The following is a 22,117-nucleotide window of genomic DNA, read 5'->3' on the forward strand; positions in this document are numbered from 1 at the left end:
AGCGCGCAAACGGGCCGCTACTCGACGAACACCCTGACGCTCGCCGCCCGTCCCGCCGCGTCGATGACGGTCAGCGTCGAATAGCCCGACCCGTCGGGCTGCCAGGTCGCCTCGCGGCGGCGCGCGACGGTGTCGAGCGGCTTGCCGTTGGCGAGCCAGCGGAACGGGGCGCGGCCGCCCTGGAGCTTGAGCACCAGGGGCGCGGCACCTTCGGCCGCCGTGCCGAGCTCGACACGGGCGCCGTCGGGCGGGAAGACGATCTGCGGCGCAGGCTCGGTCACGGCGGCTGCGGCGACCGTCGGCAGCTGGCCGGCGGCGGAGAAGCGTTCGAGCGTCACCGGCAGATCCGATCGGGCCATGCGCAAGGCGCCTGAAGGTGCGCGGGGCAGGGGCATTGACGGCAGGCCCGAGCGGACAAAAGCCTCGAACAGGATAGGGGCTGCCGAGACATAACCCGAAAGCCCGGGAACCGCGCCGGCATCGGGACGCCCGGCCCAGACGCCGAGCACGTAGCGGCCGTCATAGCCGACCGACCAGGCGTCGCGGTAGCCGTAGGAGGTGCCGGTCTTGTAGGCGATGGTCCGCTTGGCCGCCCCTTCCGGCGCCTTCACGCCCGAGAGGATGTCGGCGATCTGCCAGGCGGCCTGCTCTTCGAGGATGGTGCCGTTGGCGAGCGGGGCGGGCGTGGTGGCCTCCGCACCGTCGCGGAGAACCTTGGCGCGGCCGCCATTGGCAAGGCCGGTGTAGAGCTGGACGAGGTCGCGCAAGGTGACACCGACGCCGCCGAGGCCGATGGCGAGGCCGGGGGCTTCGCCTGGAGGCAGCTGCAGGGTGACGCCGGCCTGGCGGAAGCGCGCCGTCAGCCTGAGCGGCCCGACCGCATCGAGCAGGCGGATCGCCGGCACGTTGAGCGACAGCTGCAGCGCCTGGCGCACCGACACGTCGCCCTGGTAGCTCATGTCGAAATTCTTGGGCCGGTAGCCGTGGAAATCGGTGGGGCGATCCTCGATCATCGTCTCCTGCGCCACCAGCCCCTGCTCGAAGGCGAGGCCGTAGATGAACGGCTTCAGGGTCGAGCCGGGCGAGCGCACGGTGCGGGTCATGTCGATCCAGCCCGAACGCGAGGCGTCGAGATAATTGGCCGAGCCGACCTCGCCGAGGATCTCGCCGGTCAAGGCGTCAGCCATCACCATGGCGACCGAGATGCGCGGTCCGAGCCGCTGGGCCGCCTCGCGCGCCACGGCCTCCAGCCCTGCCTGCACGCTCTTGCGCAGCGTGAGCTGGTGCCGGACTGTGCCGGGCGCGTTGCGCAGCGCAAGATCTGCCGCATGCGGGGCCAGCGTCGGCAGCGCCAGTCGCGCCGCCGCCACCGTTTCGAGCGACGCGCGTGCGGCCTCGCTCTCGCCGAGCACGCCAGCGGTCACCATGCGATCGAGCACGCGGTCGCGCGCGGCCCGCGCATTCCCGGGATTGCGGTCGGGGCGGCGACGTTCGGGCAGTTGCGGCAGGGCGACAAGCAGGGCCGCCTCGGAAACGGTCAGCCTTTTCGGCTCCTTGCCGAAATAGGCAAGCGAGGCCGAACGCACCCCTTCGAGATTGCCGCCATAAGGCGCCAGCGTCAGATACCGTTCGAGGATTTCCTTTTTCGACAGCCGCCGCTCGATCTGCACCGCGCGGGCCAGTTGCCGGAGCTTGGAGCCGAAGCTGCGCTCGGCGCGCGGCTCGATCAGCCGCGCCAGCTGCATCGACAGCGTCGAGCCGCCTGAGACGATGCGGCCATTGCTGGCGAACTGCCAGCCGGCGCGGCCGAGCGCCAGCACATCGACGCCCTCATGATCCCAGAAGCGCTTGTCCTCATAGGCGACCAGCATCTTCACCAGCTGCGGGTCGACCTGGTCGAGGCCTGTCCCCAGTCGCCAGTGGCCCGAGGGAACCGCGTAGGCGCGCAGCAACTGGCCGTCGCGGTCGAGCACCTCGGCCGAGACGGTCAGTTTTTCGGGCAGGGGCGGCGGGAAGGCGCGGTCGAGCGCAAACAGGCCACCGACCGCGAGGGCGGCAAGGCCGGTCGCACCCATTGCCCAGAGGGCGATCCTGCGGGTGGTCCTTGCGGAGAGCATGGGGCTGGCCCTCACCCTTGCCCTCTGCCCGTCAACGGGGCGAAGGGGGCCTCGGCCTCACCGCCTGTGCCTTCTCCCCGATCACGGGGAGAAGGTGCCGGCAGGCGGATGAGGGGCAGCGCCAAGCCTGTCCGGGACGTTGCCGCTTGGCTGAAAGCAGACATCCTATTCCGCCTTCACCTCCATCATGCCGGTGGCCGTACGCGCCGAATATTGCGGACGGTACATGTCCTCGACGTTTGCCGCCGGGTGGGCATAGGTGCCGGGTGTCACGGCGCGCACCACATAGGCCAGCGTGAACTCACGGCCCGAATCCCCGTCGCTGTCCATGGCGGCGACGAAGCGGTCGTCGCGGAACTCGAGATGGGCGGCCTGCGTCTGCTCCAGCCACGGGAAGTTCGACAGGCTGGCGCTGTTGACCAGCCCCGGATTGTCGATCTCGAAGCCGGCCGGCAGCATGTCGGCGACGACGATCCGCGATGGCCAGTCGTTGAGCTCCGTGACCTTGAGCACGACGACGAAGCGCTCGTTCTGGTTGACCTCCGTCACGTTGGCCTCGCTGCCATCGAGCCGGTAGTAGGTGCGCTCGATGGTGAAGCCGTCGCCGCCGGCAGGTAGAGGCTGGGCCGGCGCAGCCACGGTGGTCACCACCGCCTGCACCGGGTTCTTGCCCTTGTTGGCGATCGACACCGGGTTGACCAGAAGGTCGGCGCCGTCGATGCGCTGCGAATAGGCGCCGCTGTGGGCGGTGCCGCCGATGTCGAGCGAGATCGCCTCGTTGCCGGCCTTCAGCGCGCGCGCCGCCAACAGCATCCAGGCGTCGTCCTGGGTGCTGGTCCACTTCGCCGAAGCGCGGTCGGCCGCCACCATCTTGACCAGTGCCGGCACCACCGAAGGCACAGGCTTGCTCTCGGCGGCCAGCGCCAGCATGGCGGCGCCGTCACGCAGGCGCGAGCCATAGTCGGAGCGATACCAGTTGAAGTCGGGTGTTGCCTTGGCGAGCTGGAGTGCCGCGTTGAAGATGTTTTCCGAACGCTGCGTATCGCCGTACAGGGCGAGCGAGGCGCCCAGCTGCGCCACCGCCATCGGGCTGGAGAAGGCTTCCAGCTTGGTGTCGGCGAAGTAGCGGAGGTCGCCGACCGAGGCCTTCTTGTTGCGTGCCAGCACATAGAGCGCATAGGCGATCTCCGAGCCGCGATCCTCGACATCGACGTCGTAGCCGATGGCGTTCTGCAGGTTGTTCAACGCCTGCATCATCGCCTGCTGGGGCACGTCGAAGCCCTTTTCACGCGCCCGGGTCAGGAAGTCGGTGACATAGGCGTCGAGCCACAGGTCGCCGGAACCCGGCCCCCACAGGCCGAAGCTGCCCGACGACGACTGGTAGTTGAGCACGCGGAAGATCGCGCCCTGGATGCGTTCGCGCAGGGCGGGATCGTCGGCCATGCCGGCGTCAGCGCTGAGCTCGCTGACATAAAGCAGGGGCAGCGCCCGGCTCGTCGTCTGCTCGGCGCAGCCATAGGGGTAACGGTCGAGCGTCATCAGCATCGACGGCACGTCGAAGGCCGACGATTGCGACACGCCGACGCTGACATGGGCGCCTTCCAGGAGGCTTGCTGCCAGAAGCTCCCTGTCGATGCGCAGCGAAGCGTTTGGCTTGAGGTCCACCACCATGCGCGTCGTCACCGGCAACTGGCCGGGCCGCACGGGCAGCGACAGCTCCTGTTCGACGCTCAGCCCCTCGGCATTGGCAATCCGGACGGTCAGCCCGGCGGTGCCCGCCGTCACCGGCATCAGCGGGATCTTCAGCGTCTGGCGCTTGCCGGGTTCCAGTGTCAGTTTCTGGGGCAGGGCGGCGTCACCGGTCGAGAGGTCGCCCGTCGTGTCGACCGACAGCGTGTAGTCGCCGGCCGGCGCATCGGTGTTGGCGACGTCGAGCGTCATCTCGGCGAAGTCGCCGGGGGCCATGAAGCGAGGCATGCCGGCCGTCAGCACGATCGGATCGCGCACGATCACGTCGCCCGTCGCATGGCCGACCGCGTCCTTGGTCCAGGCGACGCTCATGACGCGCACCGTGCCGTTGAACTGCGGAATGTCGAAGTCGACAGTCGTCTTGCCGTCGGCGTCGAGTTCGACGATGCCGGAGAAGAAGGCGACCAGCTTTTCCTTGGGCGGGCTGCCCTGCGAGGCCATGGCCGCACCGTCGCCGCCGGTGCGCAGCTTGCCCATGGCACCCAGCGAGCCGTCGATCAGGCGGCCGTAGAGGTCGCGCAGTTCGAGGCCCATCATGCGTTGGCCGAAATACCAGTTCTCGGGGTCGGGCACCTTGTAGCTGGTGAGGTTGAGGATGCCGACGTCGACGGCGGCAACCGTCACATAAGCCTTGTCGCCTGCCTTGGCGCCGGTGACGGTGACCGGCACCGACAGCGCCTTGCGCGGCTCGGTCTTCTCGGGAAGGTCGAGCGCGACGTTCAGTTTCTTGTCGGCGGGGTCGACCGCCAGCCATTTCAAGCCGATGGCGCGGGCCGGCATGCGCGATTCCTGCGCCTCGCCGGGCCGGTAGAGCGTCGCCGTCACATAGGCGCCGGCGCCCCAGTCGTCGCCGACGGCGATGTCGACGGTGCCGCCTTCGGCCGGGATCGACGCAGAGACGGTCTTCAGCAGCTTCTCGGCGCCGATGGTCACAAGCAGCTCGCCGGCGAAGCGCGGCGACACCTTGAGCTTGGCGACGTCGCCGGCCTTGTAGGTCGCCTTGTCGAGCGCCACTTCGAGCCCGTCGGGCGTCTCGGTCGAGGTTGCCGAGACATACCAGCCAGCGTCGAATTCGTAGCTCGTGGCCGGACCGGCGGGGTCGGCGGTTTCGACCTCGAGGCGGTAGCGGCCCCAGTCGACGGGCGTCGAGATGCTTGCCTCGCCTGCGGCGGTGAGGTCGACCTGACCCGACGCCACCGACTTGGTGAAGGTCACCGGCTCGTAGTTCCACGAATTGCCGGAGCGGTACCACTGGTAGTTCCGCTCGACCTTGACCAGAGACCACTGCGCGCCCTTGAGATCGGTGCGCTTTCCGTCGGGCTGGGCGGCGATCAGGCTGAACTTGGCGGTGCCGCCCTGGGGCACTTCGCCGCCGGAGAAGTCGGGGCGAATGCCGAGCATCGTGCCCTGTGGCAGGATGCCGATGTCGAGCTTCTTCTCGACGGCGCGGCCGCCGGTCTCGCGCATGCGCACCGTCAGGCCGGCGTTGACCAGGCGGGTGGTCGAGGGCACCTGGCCCACCTCCACCGGGAAGGTCGCCTTGCCGTCGTCGCCGACGACAGGCAGGTTATCAAGCGGAATGCGGGTCGCTTCGCCTTCCTGCTCGTCGGCGAGGCCGAAATAATAGCCCGCGAAGCTGTCCCATTGGCGCTTGGTCGACAGGGTCAGTTCGCCTTCGAGCGCAAGGCCCGCGGCCGGTGCGCCATAGAGGAAGCGGCCGTCGACGGTTGCCTCGGCGGTCTCGCCGACGGCGATTTCCTTGCGGTCGGTGCTGAGGTCGAACTCGATGCGGTCGGGCACGAAGTCCTCGACCAGGAACATCTGGCTGGCCACCGCCGGCTGCTTGGGGTCGGTGTAGATCGACAGCGTCCAGGTGCCGCGCATCGCAGCCGAGGACAGCGCCAGGTCGACGGCGTGGCCGCCCGCATTGCCGCCCTGGCTGACGATGCGCCGGTCCTCGACGCCGTCGGGGCGGGTGAAGATGAAGGTCAAAGGCAGGCTGTCGGCGGCCCTGGCCGCGTCGTCGCGGGCAAGGGCTGCCGCATGCACGGTCTCGCCGACGCGGTAGATGCCGCGCTCGGTCCAGGCATAGACGTCGAGCGCCCCTGGCGAGGCGCGGCCGGCGACGCCGCGATCCGACAGGTCGAAGCCGGCGCGGGTCATGTCGAGGAAGACGAAGTCGTCACTGCCCTGGCTCGCCATCAGCACGGCCGGCGCCATGCCGCCGTCACCGCGGGTCAGGCCGGCGGTGAAGGTGGCGCGGCCTTCGGCATCGGTCTTGGCGGTGCCCAGGACCTCGTTGTTGCGGGCAAGCAGGGTCAGTTCCGTGTCGGCAATCGGCTTGGCTGTCGCCAGCGAGCGGGCGAAGACGTTCAGGCCGTCTTCGCCGGTGTAGGTCGACAGGCCGATGTCGGAGACGACGAACCACTGCGTCGCCTTGCTCGACCAGCTGTCGCTCTTGTCGTCGACCGCCTGTGCCGTCAGCACATAGACGCCGGGCTTGCGGTTGGGCAGGGCTTCGTCGACAGGGAAGGAGGTCGTCACCTCCTTGTTCAGCTCGTTGGCGATGTCCAACTGGCCTTCCCAGACGGGCGTGCCCATCTGGTCGGAGATGTTGGAGAGATCATAGCCGTCGAGCTGGCGAAGGAACTGGTAGCCCGACAGAAGCTGGGCCAGCGAGCGGTCGCCGACGCGGAAGAGCTTCATGTCGGCCACGGCCATGTTGACGGTGACGACGGGAATGCCGCGGCGGGCGGTCGAGGGCAAGACGAAGCTGTCGCCGGTGAAGCGGGCCGACTGCCCGCGGTCCTGGACATAGACTGACAGCACGACGGGCGCGGTCAGAACCTCGCCGATTGCCGCCGGCAGGCCGGGACGGAAGGTGACGCGGTAGTGCTTGCCGTGCTCAAGACCTTCCACGCAGATCTGCTGGTCCTTGGCCTCGATGCCCTTGGGCGCCTGGTCGTCGACGGTGACGAAAGGCGCGTAGTCGACGCCGGTCTTGACGAGAGCCTCGGAGAACTGGGCGCAGACGCGCGGCGAACTGGTGTCGGCATCGATGCTGTGCTCGACGACGCGGAAGCCCTTTCGCGCCTTGAGGTCTTCGTATTCGGCGCGGACCGAGGCGGAATTGTCGAGCGCCAGGCTCGCCTCATAGGCCCGCAGGGCCGGGCGGAACATATCGCGCTTGTCGAGCCCGCGCGCCAGAAGCGTCAGGCTTTCGGCCCGGTCGGCGGCCGTGCGCGAGAGGAGATAGGCGTTGTAGGCGGTCGAGGTGCTGTCGCGCGGCAGGGTAGCCGTTTCGTCGCCGTTGTTGGGCGAGGCGATCTGCACGGCGCGGGCGAGCCTGATCCAGATCGCGGTGTCGTCAGGCAGGATGATGGCTGCGGCGCGGAACTTCTGCATCGCGGTCTGGCCGTCATTCGACTGCAGGGCGGTTTCGCCGGCGTCCGTAAGTGCTGCCAGCCCGAGGTCCGGGTTGACGACGCCATTGGCGGTCAGGCCGTTGCGGAACTGGCGGGCTTCCTCGACCATCGAGGCCGGGAAGAAGGACAGCTCGGCCGGCGCGCCGATGTCGGGATCGCCGCTGATCGGCACGACCTTGCCGGCGACAGCGCCGGCAAAGGGCTTGAGCACGGCGAAGTCGGACTTGAGGAAACACCACTTCGCCTTGGTGTTGTAGGTGAAGGCGCGGCAGGCCTGGTCGCCGAGACATGTCGTCTGGCACTGGTCGAGCGTGACGTTCTGCTCCGAGCGCAGGTCGAAGCCGAAATAGTCGCCATTGTCGCTGGTCACCACATGCCGGTTCTGCGCCATGGCGCCGAAGGTCCAGGCAAGAAGCAGAATCACCAACAATGGAAAAGTGCGCGCCGCACGTATCATCATACCCTCCGACAGCTCAGTCGCTGTTCAACCTGCGCTCAGGCTAGCGCATCGGCCCGGAAACCGGAATCGGTTTTCGGAAAGCGACGCGCAGATTCAATAGTTTAGAACGTTCTTGTGCGTCGCTTCGGACGCCCGGCTCCGGTCCCGCAAAGGCCATACGGAAGCCGGCAGGCACATGCCCGCCAAGGTTGTCGCTTGTTTCGGAAGCCATGCATGGTATTGCCCGACCATGCGGATCGCCCCCATGAATACACCCGCATCCCTATCCCGGCTGTCATTCATTCACCCAACGAAATCTGACATATCGATTGTGGCTGCTTTACGAAAACTCGAAAACTTCATTTCAATTTTAGGATTGGAGGTTAGTTTGGCTTGATGTTTGTGCGGCGTATGCGTGGATTCGACAGTTCTGTCAGCGCTCGCGTGCTTTGGCGCGCGGCGACGGCAATGCTGTTGTCGACCACTCTGCTTGCCGTGCAGACCGAGCAGGCCATGGCCTTCAAGATCTTCGGCATCAGGCTCTGGGGCTCGGAGAACGAGGAGGATCCCGACGTCGTCGATCCGCTCGACTATGCCGTCACCTTCGAGGTGGTCGGCGGCGACGACGGCCTCACCAAGGCGCTGGAAAACGCCTCGCTGCTGAAGGGTGAGGAAGATCGTCCGGTGTCCGGCTCGCTCGGCCTGCTCGCCAAGGCGCGCAACGACCGTGAGCGGCTGGTCGCCGCGCTCTTCTCCAATGCCCGCTATGACGGCGTCGTCAACATCTCGATTGCCGGCCAGCGCCTCGACGATCTCCAGCCAGACGCGGTCTTTTCCGGCCAGCAGCCGATCCCGGTCACGGTCACCATCGATCCCGGCTCGAAATTCACCCTTGGCGACATCGTGCTCAAGGGCGATGCCGCCGGCATCATGGGCGCCGACTACGGCCTGATCGCCGGCGGCGACGCCTCGTCCGATGCCATCCTCAAGGCCGAGGCCGGCATCGTGCGGCGGCTGAAGGAGGAGGGGCGTCCGCTCGCCACCGTCACCGGCCGCACCATCGTTGCCGACCATGCGACGACGACGCTCGACGTCACCCTCGACGTCGCTGCCGGGCCGATTGCCGGCTACGGGCAGACCACCGTAGAGGGCACCGAACTCGTCGACCGCGATTTCACCGTCTACATGACCGGGCTGGAGCCCGGCCGCACCTATTCGCCAAAGGAAATCGACGACGCCCGCAACCGCCTGCTCGGGCTCGAGGTGTTCTCCAGCGTGACGGTCTCGGAGGCGGCAGCGCTCAACGCCGCCGGCCAGATCCCCATCGACGTACGCGTCAGCGAGCGCAAGATGCGCTATTTCGGCGCCGGCGCCACCTTCTCCAACACCGAGGGTGCCGGTATCGAGGGGTACTGGGGCCATCGCAACCTGTTCGGCCGGGCCGAGAAACTGCGCATCGGCGGCTCCATCGGCCGCATCGGCGACGTCTCCGAAATCGGCAAGCTCAACTACAATGCCGGCATCATGTTCGAGAAGCCTGGCGTCATCGGCCCGGCGTCGAAGTTCTTCGCCAACGTCAAGGCGGTCGCCGAGCACCCGGACGCCTATGACCGCTTCTCCATCGCCGGCAATGTCGGCCTGGCCTACGAACTGACCAAGCAGCAGACCGTCTCGGGCTCGCTGGCGATCGACTATTCCAAGGTCGAGGACGCGCTCAATCCCGACGGCAAGCGCTACCTGCTGGTCAGCCTGCCGCTGCAATATGTCTACGACAACCGCGACGACAAGCTGAACCCGACGCGCGGCTTCCGCGCGCTCGCCTATGCCGAGCCGACCTACGACGCCCTCAACGGCAACATGTTCGTCAAGCTCAAGGGCGAGGGCTCGGCCTATTACGGGATCGACTCCAACAACCGCTTCGTGCTTGCCGGCCGCGTCGCCATGGGCTCGATCCTTGGCGCGGGCCTCGAGGACGTGCCGGCCGACCGGCGCTTCTATGCCGGCGGCGGCGGCTCGGTGCGCGGCTATTCCTACCAGGGCATCGGACCACACACCGACGGCAAGCCGACCGGCGGCCTGTCCTATGCCGAGACTTCGATCGAGATGCGTTATGCCTATAACGACAAGATCGGCATCGTGCCGTTCATCGATGCCGGCACCGTCTCGACCAGCCAGTTCCCCGACTTCGGCAAGGTGAAGGTCGGCGCCGGCATCGGCGTCCGCTACCTCACGCCGTTCGGCCCGCTGCGCGTCGACGTCGCCATGCCGCTCAATCCGGAACCGGGCGATCCGCGCTACGGCATCTATGCCGGCGTCGGCCAGGCCTTCTGATCCAATGGTCATGCTGAAGAAAATCCTGCGCGTTCTTGCCATCGCCCTCCTGGTGGTCGTGGCCCTTCTGGCCGGCGCGCTCGGCGTCTTCACGCTGACCTCCAAGGGCCGCGAAAACCTCGCCGGGCTGATCTCGACGGTCGCCTCGAGCGAAGACCAGAAGATCAGGCTTGGCGGCCTCAACGGCATCTGGTCGGGCAACCTCACGCTCGACAACCTCGTCATCGAGGACAGGGAGGGGGCCTGGCTCGCCTTGCGTGGCGTCTCCGTCGACTGGTCGCCGCTGGCGCTGCTTACCCGCACCTTCCGCGCCGACCGGATCGCTGTCGACCGCATCGAGGTTGCGCGGCTGCCCAAGCCCGGCACGCAGCCGGCAAAACCGAGCAGCGGCGGCCTGTCGCTGCCGGTGGCGCTCGACATCAGGCAGATCGACCTGCCCGAGATCGCGCTCGGCGAGGCGCTCGCGGGCACCGGCATCGCCGAACTCGCGGCCAAGGGCATGCTCAAGGCCGGTGGATCGCCGCTTGGCATCGAGACCAGGCTCAACGTCGCCCGCAGCGACGGCAAGCAGGGCACCGTCGACGCCGACATCGCCTTTGCGCCCGATGAAAACCGGCTGACGCTCAACATTCGCGCCGACGAGCCCGCCGGCGGCATCATCGCCAACATCCTGAAGCTGCCCAACCAGCCGGCGGTCGAGCTGGTGGTGTCGGGCGAGGGGCCCTTGGCCGACTGGAGCGGCAACGGCACCTTCGCCGTCGACGGCAATGTCATCACCCGCATCTCGGGTACGCACCAGCTGACCGACAAGGGCAATGCCATTTCAGCCAAGGGCGACGGCGCGTTCGAGGATTTCCTGCCGGCGATGCTGAAGCCGCTTCTCGCCGGCAACACCACCTTCGACATCGCCGGTACCCGCACGACATCGGGCGGCATCGACATCGAGCGCGCCACGGTCGCCAGCACAGCGCTGACGGCCAATGCGGCGGGCTCGCTCAACCCCGAGGGAGCGGCCGACCTGTCGCTCAACGTCAACGCCAATGAAGGGCCGATCGTGCTCAGCCTCGGCAGCGACGCCCAGCCGGTCACCGTCGCCGTCAACGCCGCCAGCCTGCGCGCCTTTGGCGACGGCAAGGCGCCGGCGGTCGATTTCAGCGCCTCGCTGGTGTCGGTCATCGCCGGCAACACCGAGCTGCGCGACATCGCAGCCTCCGCCCATTCAGACGGCTTCGACATCGCCAACCGCAGCGGTCCGATTTTGATCAAGCTGGGGGCTGCCGAACTCAAGACCGATGTCGCCACGCTTGCCCCGCTGGTCGCCGGCCGCGTCGCCGTCGACATGGCCGGTTCCGTCGGCAAGGATCAGGTCGTCGTCGACCAGGGCACCATCCGCAGCGATGCACTCAACGGTTCGCTGAACGCCAAGCTCAATCTGGTCGACATGTCGCTGGAGCTCGGCCTCAAGGCCGACGTCGCCTCCAACGCGCTGCCTTCAGGCGTGCGCATCGCGCTCGCCGACCGCACCCAGTTCTCGGCGACCGCCAGCCGCGACGCCGAAGGCAGCTTTGCTGCGAACGCCATCGAGCTGACATCAGGCGCGCTCAAGGCGCAGGGCACGGCGCGGGTGAAGGGCAGCGAGATCGACGCCGATCTCAAGGGCTCCTTCGCCGACATCTCGCTGCTGTCGAAGGACGCCAAGGGCTCCATCGACTTCGCCTTGACCGCCAAGGGCGCGCGCACCGCGCCCGACGTGTCGCTGACGGTCACCAGCGACCGCATCGAGGCGGCGGCGCGCGAGATCACCGGGCTGAACCTCACCGCGTCGGGCAAGGTCGATCCGGCCAGTCCGGCGGCCAATGTCGCGCTTTCGGGCAATGTCGCGGGCCAGAAGCTTGCCGGCAACGCCGTGCTCGCCACATCAGACGGCACCAGCCAGATCAAGGGCCTGTCGCTGTCGCTCGGCCAGAACAAGCTGTCCGGCGACCTGGTGCTCGACAAGGGTTTCGTGCCGATCGGCACGATCAATATCGACATGCCCGACATCGGCCCGCTGGCGGCACTCGCGCTGGAAAAGGCCGAGGGCGACATCCGCGGCCGCATCGATTTCACCCGCTCCGGCGACACCCCGCAGGTCAAGGTCGAGCTCAACACGGCGCAGCTCAGGCGCGGCGACCTCGCCGCCAATTCGGTCGCCGTCAGCGCCGACGTGCTGAGCTATCTCAAGGCGCCGGCGATCTCCGGCTCGGTCAAGGCAAAGTCGGTCACCTCGGGCAAGACCGTCATTTCCGGCATCGACGTCGATCTCAAGCGCGACGGCGAATGGACCGGCTTCTCCGGCGGTGCCACCGTCGCCGATATTCCGGCAAAGGCGTCCGGTCGCCTCAAGGTCGGCGGCGGCACGACCACCATCGAACTCGCCTCGGGCGAAGCTGTCATGCGCGGCATCAAGGCTGCCATCGCCCGTCCGACGACGGTGCAGATTGCAGGCGGCACCACCACGCTCGACAGGCTGGCGCTCAATCTCGGGGGCGGCACGGCGACCGTTTCGGGCACCGCGGGCGCTGCCCTCAATCTCGATGTGGCGCTTGCCAATGTGCCGGCGTCGCTTGCCAATTCCTTCTCGCCGGGCCTCGGTGCGGCCGGCTCGATCTCGGGTACGGTCAAGGTTTCGGGCGCCGCCGCCAATCCGACCGTCGGCTACGACCTCAAGGTTGCGAATGCCGCGACCTCGCAGACCACGGGCGCCGGCTTCGGGCCGATGAACATCGCCTCCGACGGCACCTTTGCCGGCGGCAGGCTGACCTTCCAGTCTGCCATCACCGACGGGACGGGGCTCGCTCTGCGCGGCGGCGGCACTGTCGTCACCAATGCGCCTGTCGCGCTTGACCTCAATTTCTCCGGCCCCGTGCCATTCGCATTCCTGACCCGCACGCTGGCGGCGCAAGGCATGCAGCTGACCGGCACCGCCGATGTCAGCGTCCAAGTTCGCGGCCCGGCGTCTTCGCCCGTCATCGGCGGCAGCGTCCGCGCCTCGGGTGCGCGGCTTCTGGCAGCGCAGATGGGCCTTGCCATCAACGACATCAATCTCGACATCGCGATGGCGCAGGGCGTGGCGCGCATCAACCGCCTGACCGGCAATCTCTCGACCGGCGGCCAGCTCACCGCCAGCGGCACCGTGGGCACCGATGCCGCGCAGGGTTTTCCGGCCGACATTTCGATCAAGCTGACCGACGGCCGCTACACCGACGGCCGCGTGGTCACCGCCAATCTCGGCGGCGATATCGCCATCAAGGGGCCGCTGGTTTCGGCGCCCGTGCTGTCGGGCACGATCAATCTCGCCCGCACCGTCATCAGCATCCCGGAAAAATTCCCGGGCGCGCTGAGCGCGGTCGACGTCAAGCACAAGAACGCCCCCAAGGCCGTCATCGTCCAGCAGGACGCCATGCGCCCGGCCGAAAAGGCCAGCGGCGGCAGCGGCGCGCTGACCCTCGACATCACCGTCAACGCCCCGAACCAGATCTTCGTCCAGGGCCGCGGCCTCGACGCCGAACTCGGCGGCTCGCTGCGCCTCACCGGGTCGTCGGCATCGCCGCAGGCCATGGGCGAGTTCACGCTTCGGCGCGGCCGCCTGTCGATCCTTGGCAAGCGCCTCAACTTCACCTCCGGTTCGGTCGGTTTCGCCGGTTCGCTGGTGCCGACGATCAACTTCGCTGCCGAAACCACGGCCAGCGACGCCACCGTCACCATCGGCATCACGGGGCAGGCCAACAATCCGAAATTCTCCTTCTCGTCGGTGCCGGCGCTGCCGGAAGACGAGGTGCTGGCGCGCCTGATCTTCGGCCGCTCGATGTCCAACCTGTCGCCGCTGCAGATCGCCCAGCTCGCGGATGCGGCAGCCCAGATGGCCGGCATCGGCGGCTCGACGTCGCTTCTGTCGAGCCTGCGCGCCACGCTCGGCGTCGACGATCTGGACATCCGCACCAACGACAAGGGCGACACCTCGGTCGCTGTCGGAAAATACCTCAACGACCGCACCTACCTGTCCATCGAAAAGGGCGACCAGCCGGGCTCGGGCAAGGCCACGATCGACCTCAGTGTCGGTCGCGGCGTCAAGCTGCGCGGCCAGGCGACCGATGCGGGCGAGGCCAAGGGCGGTATCTTCTACGAAAAAGAATATTAGTTTTCCGCCATATTGGCGTGTGCCTTAACACGTTGAAAGCGCACATTTTTTGGGCAAGCTATGCCGCAATCCACGACGCTTTGGCCTGACCTCTAACCTTTGCTGACATCATTGCGGCGCGGCCGTGGCCCTGTCGCCGGGGTCTGCGGCGTGCTCAGCTTACGCAGCGTCGAAGATTCAGATGAATCCGGCGACCATTAGCGTTTTTGCGTCAATCCTGTCGGAATCACGCGAACTGCACCTCTCCCAAAATTGCAGACTTGCCTTCGGGAACGTCGACATCCAACCGTTTTGACAACGGCAATAGGATGCGGAATTGTAGCGTCAAAGACCAAAACAATGGGAGACGGAAATGACATTCTACAAAAGCAACTCCGACGTTGTGCCCGGCCACATCCGTGAGCTGGCGCGCGAGGTCGTCAACGGCAAGATGGACCGTCGCGAATTCCTGGCGATGGCGACCACCTTCGGCGCCAGCGCGGCAATGGCCTACGGCATGATCGGCCTCTCCGTCCCGATGGAGGCCCAGGCGCAGGAAACCCCGACCAAGGGCGGCGTGCTCAAGGTCGCGCAGTGGATCAAGGATCCCAAGGATCCGCGCAAGGCCGACTGGTCCGAAATCGCCAATGCCGAGCGCCAGGCGCTCGAGCCGCTGGTCAAGTACACCGCCAAATACACTTTCGAGCCCTATCTGCTCGCAAGCTGGGAAGTGAACGACGACGCCACCGAATACGTCCTGCACGTCCGCCCTGGCGTGACCTGGTCGAACGGCGATCCGTTCACCGCCGACGACGTGATCTTCAACTTCACCCGCTGGGCCGACAAGAGCGCCGAAGGCAATTCGATGCCGGGCCGCCTCGGCAGCCTGGTCGACGAGAAGACCGGCAAGCTGCGCGAAGGCTCGATCGAGAAGGTCGACGACGCGACGGTCAAGCTCAAGCTGACCACGTCCGACATCGCCATCATCCCGAACCTGACCGACTATCCCGGCCTCATCGTCCACAAGACCTTCGACGAGAAGGGCGGCGACTTCAAAGCCTGCCCGATCGGCACCGGCCCGTTCGAGCTCGTCTCCTACGATGTCGGCCAGAAGGTGGTCTACAAGCGCCGTGAAGACAACAAGTGGTGGAATGGCGATGTCTATCTCGACGGTGTCGAGCTGATCGACTACGGCACCGACCCGGCCGCCATGGTCAGCGCCTTCGAGGCCAACGAAGTGCACACCAACTTCGAAACCTCGGCCGACTACGTGTCGATCCTCGACGGTCTCGGCCTGGTGAAGTCGGAAGTCGTCACCGCTGCGACCATCGTTGCCCGCACCAACGTCAACAACAAGCCTTATGACGACCAGAAGGTCCGTCAGGCCCTGCACAAGGCCGTCGACAACGCTGTGGTGCTGCAGCTCGGCTATGGCAATGCCGGCGCGGTCGCCGAAAACCACCACGTCGCGCCGATCCATCCTGAATATTTCGAGCTGCCGAAGCAGACCCGCGACATCGCGGCAGCCAAGAAGCTGATGGAAGAGTCCGGCCACGCCGACTTCGAGCACGAGCTGATCACGGTCGACGAGGACTGGCACAAGAACACCGGCGATGCCATCGCCGCGCAGATGCGCGAGGCCGGCATCAAGGTCAAGCGCACCGTCCTGCCCGGTTCGACCTTCTGGAACGACTGGACCAAGTACCCGTTCTCGATGACCAACTGGAACATGCGCCCGCTCGGCGTGCAGGTTCTGGCGCTGGCCTATCGCACCGGTGAAGCCTGGAACGAAAGCGCCTGGTCGAACCCGGAATGGGACAAGAAGCTCAACGCGGCGCTCGCGGTTGCCGACGTCGCCAAGCGTAAGGAGATGATGAAGGACATCGAGCAGACGCTGCAGGATTCCGGCATCATCATCCAGCCGTTCTGGCGCAAGCTCTACAACCACTCGGTCGCAGCCGTTCAGGGCGGGGGCATGCACCCGACCTTCGAGCACGACTACGGCAAGGTGTGGCTCAAGGCGTAAGCCTGGGTGGCCAATCGGGGAGGGGCGGCTTCCGCTCCTCCTCCTTTCCGCAACAGGGTTGATCGCCACCACGGACCCCAAACCCACAAAGGCAGGGGACGCCAATGCTATCCTTCATAATGCGCCGCCTCGGCACCATGGCACTCACCATGCTGTGCCTGACGCTCGTGGTGTTCTTCCTCATCAATCTCGAGCCGAACCTGAAGAAGCTGGCGATCAGCCAGACCGAGATGCGCACCACCTCCGACCAGCTGGAAAGCTGGCTGCAGCGCAACGGCTATCGGCAGAACTTCTTCATCCGCTACGGCCAATGGCTCGGCGTCGTCCAGAAGCAGCCCAATATCGACCCGGCCTCCGGCCAGGCGGTGCCGCGCTTCCGCTTCTGCAACGAGGCTGCGGTGCCGACCTATTCGGGCATCCTGCAGGGCGATTTCGGCTGCTCGACCAAGTTCAAGACACCGGTTGCGGTGAAACTGTTCCCGGCCCTTGGCGCCACGGGCATCCTGATGTTCTGGGTGCTGGCGACGATGGTGCCGATAGCGCTTCTCATCGGCATCCTCGCCGGCATGCGCGAGGGCTCACGCACCGACCGCACATTGTCGATCGCCTCGATCGCGACGACGGCGACGCCAGAATATGTCTCGGGCGTCATCTTCACCGTCATCTTCGCCTCGTGGCTCGGCTGGCTCAACGGCTCTGCCGCCTCCGCCAGCCAGGGCATCACCTTCTACAATTTCACCCTGCCGGTCATGACGCTCGCCATCTACGGCATCGGCTACATCGCCCGCATGACGCGCGCCTCGATGGTCGAGGTGATGACGCAGCAATACATCCGCACCGCGCGGCTGAAGGGCCTGAGCTTCTCCAGCGTCGTCATCAAGCATGCGTTGCGCAATGCGCTGATCGCGCCGTTCACCGTCATCATGCTGCAGTTCCCGTGGCTGCTCACGGGTGTCGTCATCGTCGAGGTGATGTTCCGATACCAGGGCTTTGGCTACACGCTGGTCGAGGCCGCCGGCAACAACGACATCGACCTTCTGCTCGGCTGCTCGCTGGTCTCGGTGTTTATCGTCCTGATCACCCAGCTCATCTCCGACATCGGCTACGCCTACCTCAATCCACGCATCAGGGTTCAATAGGGAGCGCGCCGCATGCAGATCGAATATATCGGCGCCTTCCAGATCTTCCTGGGCGTGCTCGCCCGCTTCTGGCCGGTGTGGCTGGCCATGGCGATCGTCATGGGCGCCAGCTTCAACTTCCGCCGCAAGCTCGGCCTTTACGGCCAGCTCTATGATTCAGGCGTCGGCATATCAGGCGTGCTGATCTGCTTCTTCTGGCTGTTCACGGCGATCTTCGCTGCCCGCATCGCGCCCTTCGATCCGCTCAGCCAGATCCCGATCATGAAGGACGCACTGCCTGGCGCCATCGAGCCGGCATCCAAGCAGATCTATCTCTTCGGCGGCGACAAGCTCGCCCGCGACGTGTTCTCGCGCATGGTGTTCGGCAGCCAGATCGTGCTGATCATCGCACCGGCCGCGACCGCGTTCGCGCTCATGGTCGGCATCACGCTCGGCCTGCCGGCGGGCTATTATGGCGGCCGGATCGATGCGATCCTGTCGTTCCTCGCCAATCTTGTGCTGGCCTTCCCGGTCATCCTTCTGTTCTACCTGCTGGTCACGCCGGGCATCATGGACACGCCGATCCCCTATGCGCTGGCGGGCGTGTTCTTCCTGTTCCCGATCATCTTCTTCACGGTGCTGTTCTACACGCGCTTCAAGGCACGGCCGGAGCGGCTCTATCTGCTGGTCGGGCTGACGCTTGTCATCGGCGGCTGGATCTATGCCGGCCTCGTTTTCAACGCCGATCCGCTCGGCATCGTGGCCATCGACCCCAACCAGCTCAACATCTTCGTCGCCGTCGTCTTTGCCTCCAGCCCCGGCGTGTTCCGCATCGTCCGGGGTCTCACCATGGACATCAAGACGCGCGACTACGTCGCCGCCGCCCAGACCCGCGGCGAAAGCCCGTGGTACATCATGCTGTGGGAGATCCTGCCCAATGCGCGCGGGCCGCTGATCGTCGATGCCTGCCTGCGCATCGGCTACACCACAATCCTGCTCGGCACGCTCGGCTATTTCGGCCTCGGCCTCGCGCCCGAAAGTCCCGACTGGGGCACGGCGATCAAGGACGCCAGCCGCCTGCTACGCTCCTTCATCCACCCCGCACTGCCGCCGACGATCGCGCTGATGTCCTTCGTGCTCGGGCTGAACCTGCTCGCCGATGCGCTGCGCGAACAGTCGATGAAGGATTGAGGATGTCAGCGCGCTACGTTGCCTCCCTCTGTCCTGCCGGACATCTCCCCCACATGGGGGGAGATCAGCCGGCCGCGGTCTTGGCACCAGTCCTGCGACGTTGGGGATTGGCGAGAGCGGAGCTGACAGCCAATCTCCCCTCACATGGGGGAGATGTCCGGCAGGACAGAGGGGGGCGCGAAGGAACGCGACCTGAACCGGCAATGCGAGAAGGAGCGACCCATGAATGAGGCAGTTCGAACTCCCGCCGAACCCATCCTCGAGATCGAGAACCTCTCCATCTCCTTCTTCACCCGCGCCGGCGAAATCCCTGCCGTCATGGACTTCTCCTGCACCGTCATGCCGGGCGAGGCGATGGGCATCGTCGGCGAGAGCGGTTGCGGCAAGTCGACCGTCTCGCTCGGCATCATGCGCGACCTCTCCAACATCGGCAGGATCGTCGGCGGCCGCATCAAGTTCCAGGGCAAGGACATGGGCGACATGTCCGAGGATGAGCTGCGCTCCATCCGCGGCAACAAGATCGCCATGATCTACCAGGAGCCGATGGCCAGCCTGAACCCGGCCATGAAGGTCGGCCAGCAGCTGATGGAAGTGCCGATGATCCACGACAAGGTGTCGAAGGACGAGGCCTACAAACGCGCGCTCGAAATGGTGCGCTCAGTCAAGCTGCCCGACCCCGAGCGCATGATGCGGTCCTATCCGCACCAGCTGTCAGGCGGCCAGCAGCAGCGCATCGTCATCGCCATGGCGCTGCTGTCGAAGCCGGCGCTGCTTCTGCTCGACGAGCCGACGACCGCTCTCGACGTCACCGTCGAGGCCGGCATCGTGCAACTGGTCAAGGGGCTTGGTAAGCAGTTCGGCACCTCGATGATCTTCGTGTCGCACAATCTTGGCCTGATCCTCGAGACCTGCGACCGCATCACGGTCATGTATTCCGGCGAGGCGGTCGAGTCCGGCTCGATCAAGGACGTTTTCGACCGCATGCGGCACCCCTATACGCAGGGGCTGTTCCGTTCGATCCCGCTGCCGGGCGCAGACAAGAATTCGCGCCCATTGGTCGCCATCCCGGGCCAGCTGCCCTTGCCGCACCAGCGCCCCAAGGGCTGCAATTTCGGCCCGCGCTGTCACCATTTCGTCGAGGGGCTGTGCAACGCCGACGAGATCCCGATGATCCCGGTTGCCGGCCATGACGGCCATGTCAGCCGCTGCGTGCGCTTCAACGAGATCGATTGGGCAGCGCTGCCCCCCGGCGCCAAGAAGGCGCAGGAGCCGGTCGAGCCGGGCGCGCCCGTGCTCAAGATCGACGACCTCAAGAAATACTACCGCGTCGGCGGCAGCGAGGTGTTCGGCTCGAGCGAGGGCAGGGTGGTCAAGGCCAACGAGACCATCAGCTTCGAGGCCCGCGAATCCGAGACCGTCGCCATCGTCGGCGAATCCGGTTGCGGCAAGTCGACGCTCGCCAAGGTGCTGCTCGGTCTCGAGACCGCAAGCTCGGGCAAAGTGCTGCTCGGCAACAAGGAAATCCAGTCGATCGGCATCGAGGATCGCGACGTCGATACCGTCTCGTCGATCCAGATGGTGTTCCAGAACCCGTTCGACACGCTGAACCCCAGCCATTCGGTGGGGTCGCAGATCATCCGCACGCTGGAAAAATTCAAGGTCGGCCGCAATGCCGGCGAGCGCAAGCAGCGCATGCTGGAACTGCTCGACCTCGTGAAGCTTCCGCGCGCTTTCGCCGAGCGCATGCCGCGACAGCTGTCGGGCGGGCAGAAGCAGCGTATCGGCGTCGCGCGCGCCTTCGCCGGCAATGCCCGTGTCGTGGTCGCCGACGAGCCTGTCTCGGCGCTCGACGTCTCCGTGCAGGCGGCGGTCACCGAGCTGTTGATGGACATCCAGCGGCGGTCCAAGACCACCATGCTGTTCATCAGCCACGACCTCAGCGTGGTGCGCTACATCGCCGACCGCGTCGTGGTCATGTATCTCGGCCATATCGTCGAGCAGGGCACGACCGACCAGATCTTCTCGCCGCCCTACCACCCCTATACCGAGGCATTGCTGTCGGCGATCCCGATCGCCGACACGTCGGTGGTGAAAAAGCACATCGTGCTCGAAGGCGACATCCCCTCGGCGATGAACCCGCCATCGGGCTGCCCGTTCCAGACCCGCTGCCGCTACAAGAGCCAGGTGCCGGGCAATCTCTGCGAAACCCAGGTGCCGCCGGTGCGCGAACTCGGCAGCGGCCACCAGATCAAGTGTCACCTGCCACCCAGTGCCTTCGACGCCATGGAGCCGGTCATCAGCTTGGGCAAGGGCGGCGCGCCTGATGCGACGTCGGAGAGGTGAGAGGCGGCGGTCCGGGCCATGACGTGACGTCGGACCAGCGCAGTGGCAGGCGCGGTGTCAACGCCTGGACAGGATCGGCGCCAGGGCATCGAGCAGCGGTTCGGGCGAGACGGGCTCGCCGCCGGCTGTCCAGGAATTCTGGAACTCGGCAATCTCGATGCCGATGAGCTCATGCTCGGCAATCACGTCGCAGCAATCCCTGAGGTCGTCGAGCGACAATCCGCCGTCATGGACATAGTCGGTGGGCACGATGCCAGGGCTCAGGACGTCGCAATCAAGATGCACGTAGACCGGCCGACCGGAGATCGCCGCGCGCAGGCGCATGGCGAGATCGTCCTTGGGCTTGATGTGCGGGATGCCGTGCGTGTCGATCAGGTCCTGCTCGAAGGGATCAATATCGCGCTGGCCCACGAGCACGATCTGGTCGAGCCCGAAGCCCGAGCCCAGGCCGGATTGCCAGAGCCCGGATGGAGCCGCCAGCGCCAGCCCGCCCAGATAGCCCGTCGCCGAGGCCTCGGGCGTGTTCAGGTCGGCGTGGGAATCGAACCAGACGATACAAGCCGACGGATGATGCCTTGCCACGGCGGGAAGCGTGGCCAGCGAAACGGCGCACCGGCTGGTCGCCGCAACGGAGTAGGCGCCGCTTGAAAACACCTCGTCGAGCCGCGCCTGCATCGCCTGCAGCGCAGGCATCGCCGCGTCCAGCTCTTTGCGCCAGCCCACATTCAAGGCGGGCTGCGGCTTGCCGATGACGACGGGCAAGACGCCCGTGCGCTTCGCCAGGGCATCGCCGATGGCCTTGGCTCCCGGCATGGCAAGATCGTTGTGATCGCCCGCGCGTCCCTGGAACACCGTATATGCCGCATGTGTTGCCAAGCGTAGATCCTCGCTGCCGCGCCCCGTTGCGCTCTGGTGCCATCAATCTTCATTTTCGGCGCTTATGGCAAGCAGCCGCGACGGGCCGCGAAGCACCGAAAGTCGTCATCCCGGAACCAGGAGGGAAGCAGGTTGGCAGGGACCAATTGACTGGACCGTTATCGAGCACGGCCGGGTCCTTGCCTTGACGTCTCGCCTGGGATGACGTGCGCGCACTTGCCCTCTCCCCCCTGTGGGAGAAGTGGATTGGCGCGCAGCGCCGAGACGGATGAGGGGTGCTGGACGAAATGAGAGGCCGCAAAAGGAAGTGCAGGAATGGCGCACAACCTCAAAGGTGGCACTC

At 66.2% G+C, this 22,117-nt stretch carries 9 protein-coding genes; 6 read left to right on the plus strand and 3 right to left on the minus strand.

Annotated elements, in window-relative coordinates; translation table 11 throughout:
- Positions 1-17: 17 nt before the first annotated feature.
- The gene (gene pbpC / locus NDO48_RS26985; protein WP_267322740.1) at positions 18-2,117 is read right to left on the minus strand and encodes a penicillin-binding protein 1C; all 2,100 of its coding nucleotides are present in this window, start codon (positions 2,115-2,117) and stop codon (positions 18-20) included.
- A gap of 165 nt (positions 2,118-2,282) precedes the next feature.
- On the minus strand, positions 2,283-7,751 hold the full coding sequence (locus NDO48_RS26990; RefSeq protein WP_267322741.1) for an alpha-2-macroglobulin family protein: 5,469 nt from the start codon (positions 7,749-7,751) through the stop codon (positions 2,283-2,285).
- 447 nt (positions 7,752-8,198) lie between these two features.
- Between NDO48_RS26990 and NDO48_RS26995 the strand changes: the two genes are divergently transcribed.
- The 6 genes from NDO48_RS26995 to NDO48_RS27020 all read left to right on the plus strand — a co-directional run bounded on the left by NDO48_RS26995 (position 8,199) and on the right by NDO48_RS27020 (position 20,898).
- Positions 8,199-10,061, plus strand: a complete 1,863-nt coding sequence (locus tag NDO48_RS26995) for an autotransporter assembly complex protein TamA (RefSeq protein ID WP_267322742.1) — start codon at positions 8,199-8,201, stop codon at positions 10,059-10,061.
- Positions 10,062-10,071: 10 nt separating this feature from the next.
- The gene (locus NDO48_RS27000; protein ID WP_323848129.1) at positions 10,072-14,241 is read left to right on the plus strand and encodes a translocation/assembly module TamB domain-containing protein; all 4,170 of its coding nucleotides are present in this window, start codon (positions 10,072-10,074) and stop codon (positions 14,239-14,241) included.
- Between the two features lie 352 nt (positions 14,242-14,593).
- Positions 14,594-16,246 carry an ABC transporter substrate-binding protein gene (locus NDO48_RS27005; RefSeq protein WP_267322744.1) on the plus strand — a complete coding sequence of 551 codons (1,653 nt, stop codon included), beginning with the start codon at positions 14,594-14,596 and terminating at the stop codon, positions 16,244-16,246.
- A gap of 104 nt (positions 16,247-16,350) precedes the next feature.
- On the plus strand, positions 16,351-17,385 hold the full coding sequence (locus NDO48_RS27010) for an ABC transporter permease (protein ID WP_026227332.1): 1,035 nt from the start codon (positions 16,351-16,353) through the stop codon (positions 17,383-17,385).
- Positions 17,386-17,397: 12 nt separating this feature from the next.
- A complete protein-coding gene (locus NDO48_RS27015) occupies positions 17,398-18,555 on the plus strand; it encodes an ABC transporter permease (RefSeq protein WP_018428662.1) in 1,158 nt (385 codons plus the stop codon).
- Between the two features lie 222 nt (positions 18,556-18,777).
- Positions 18,778-20,898, plus strand: coding sequence for an ABC transporter ATP-binding protein (locus NDO48_RS27020; RefSeq protein ID WP_267322745.1), 2,121 nt, complete (start codon positions 18,778-18,780; stop codon positions 20,896-20,898).
- 57 nt (positions 20,899-20,955) lie between these two features.
- Here NDO48_RS27020 and NDO48_RS27025 read toward each other — a convergent pair whose 3' ends face one another.
- The gene (locus NDO48_RS27025; RefSeq protein WP_267322746.1) at positions 20,956-21,774 is read right to left on the minus strand and encodes an arginase family protein; all 819 of its coding nucleotides are present in this window, start codon (positions 21,772-21,774) and stop codon (positions 20,956-20,958) included.
- Positions 21,775-22,117 lie beyond the last annotated feature (343 nt).

The sequence above is a fragment of the Aminobacter sp. MET-1 genome (assembly GCF_026521175.1).
Lineage (GTDB): Bacteria > Pseudomonadota > Alphaproteobacteria > Rhizobiales > Rhizobiaceae > Aminobacter.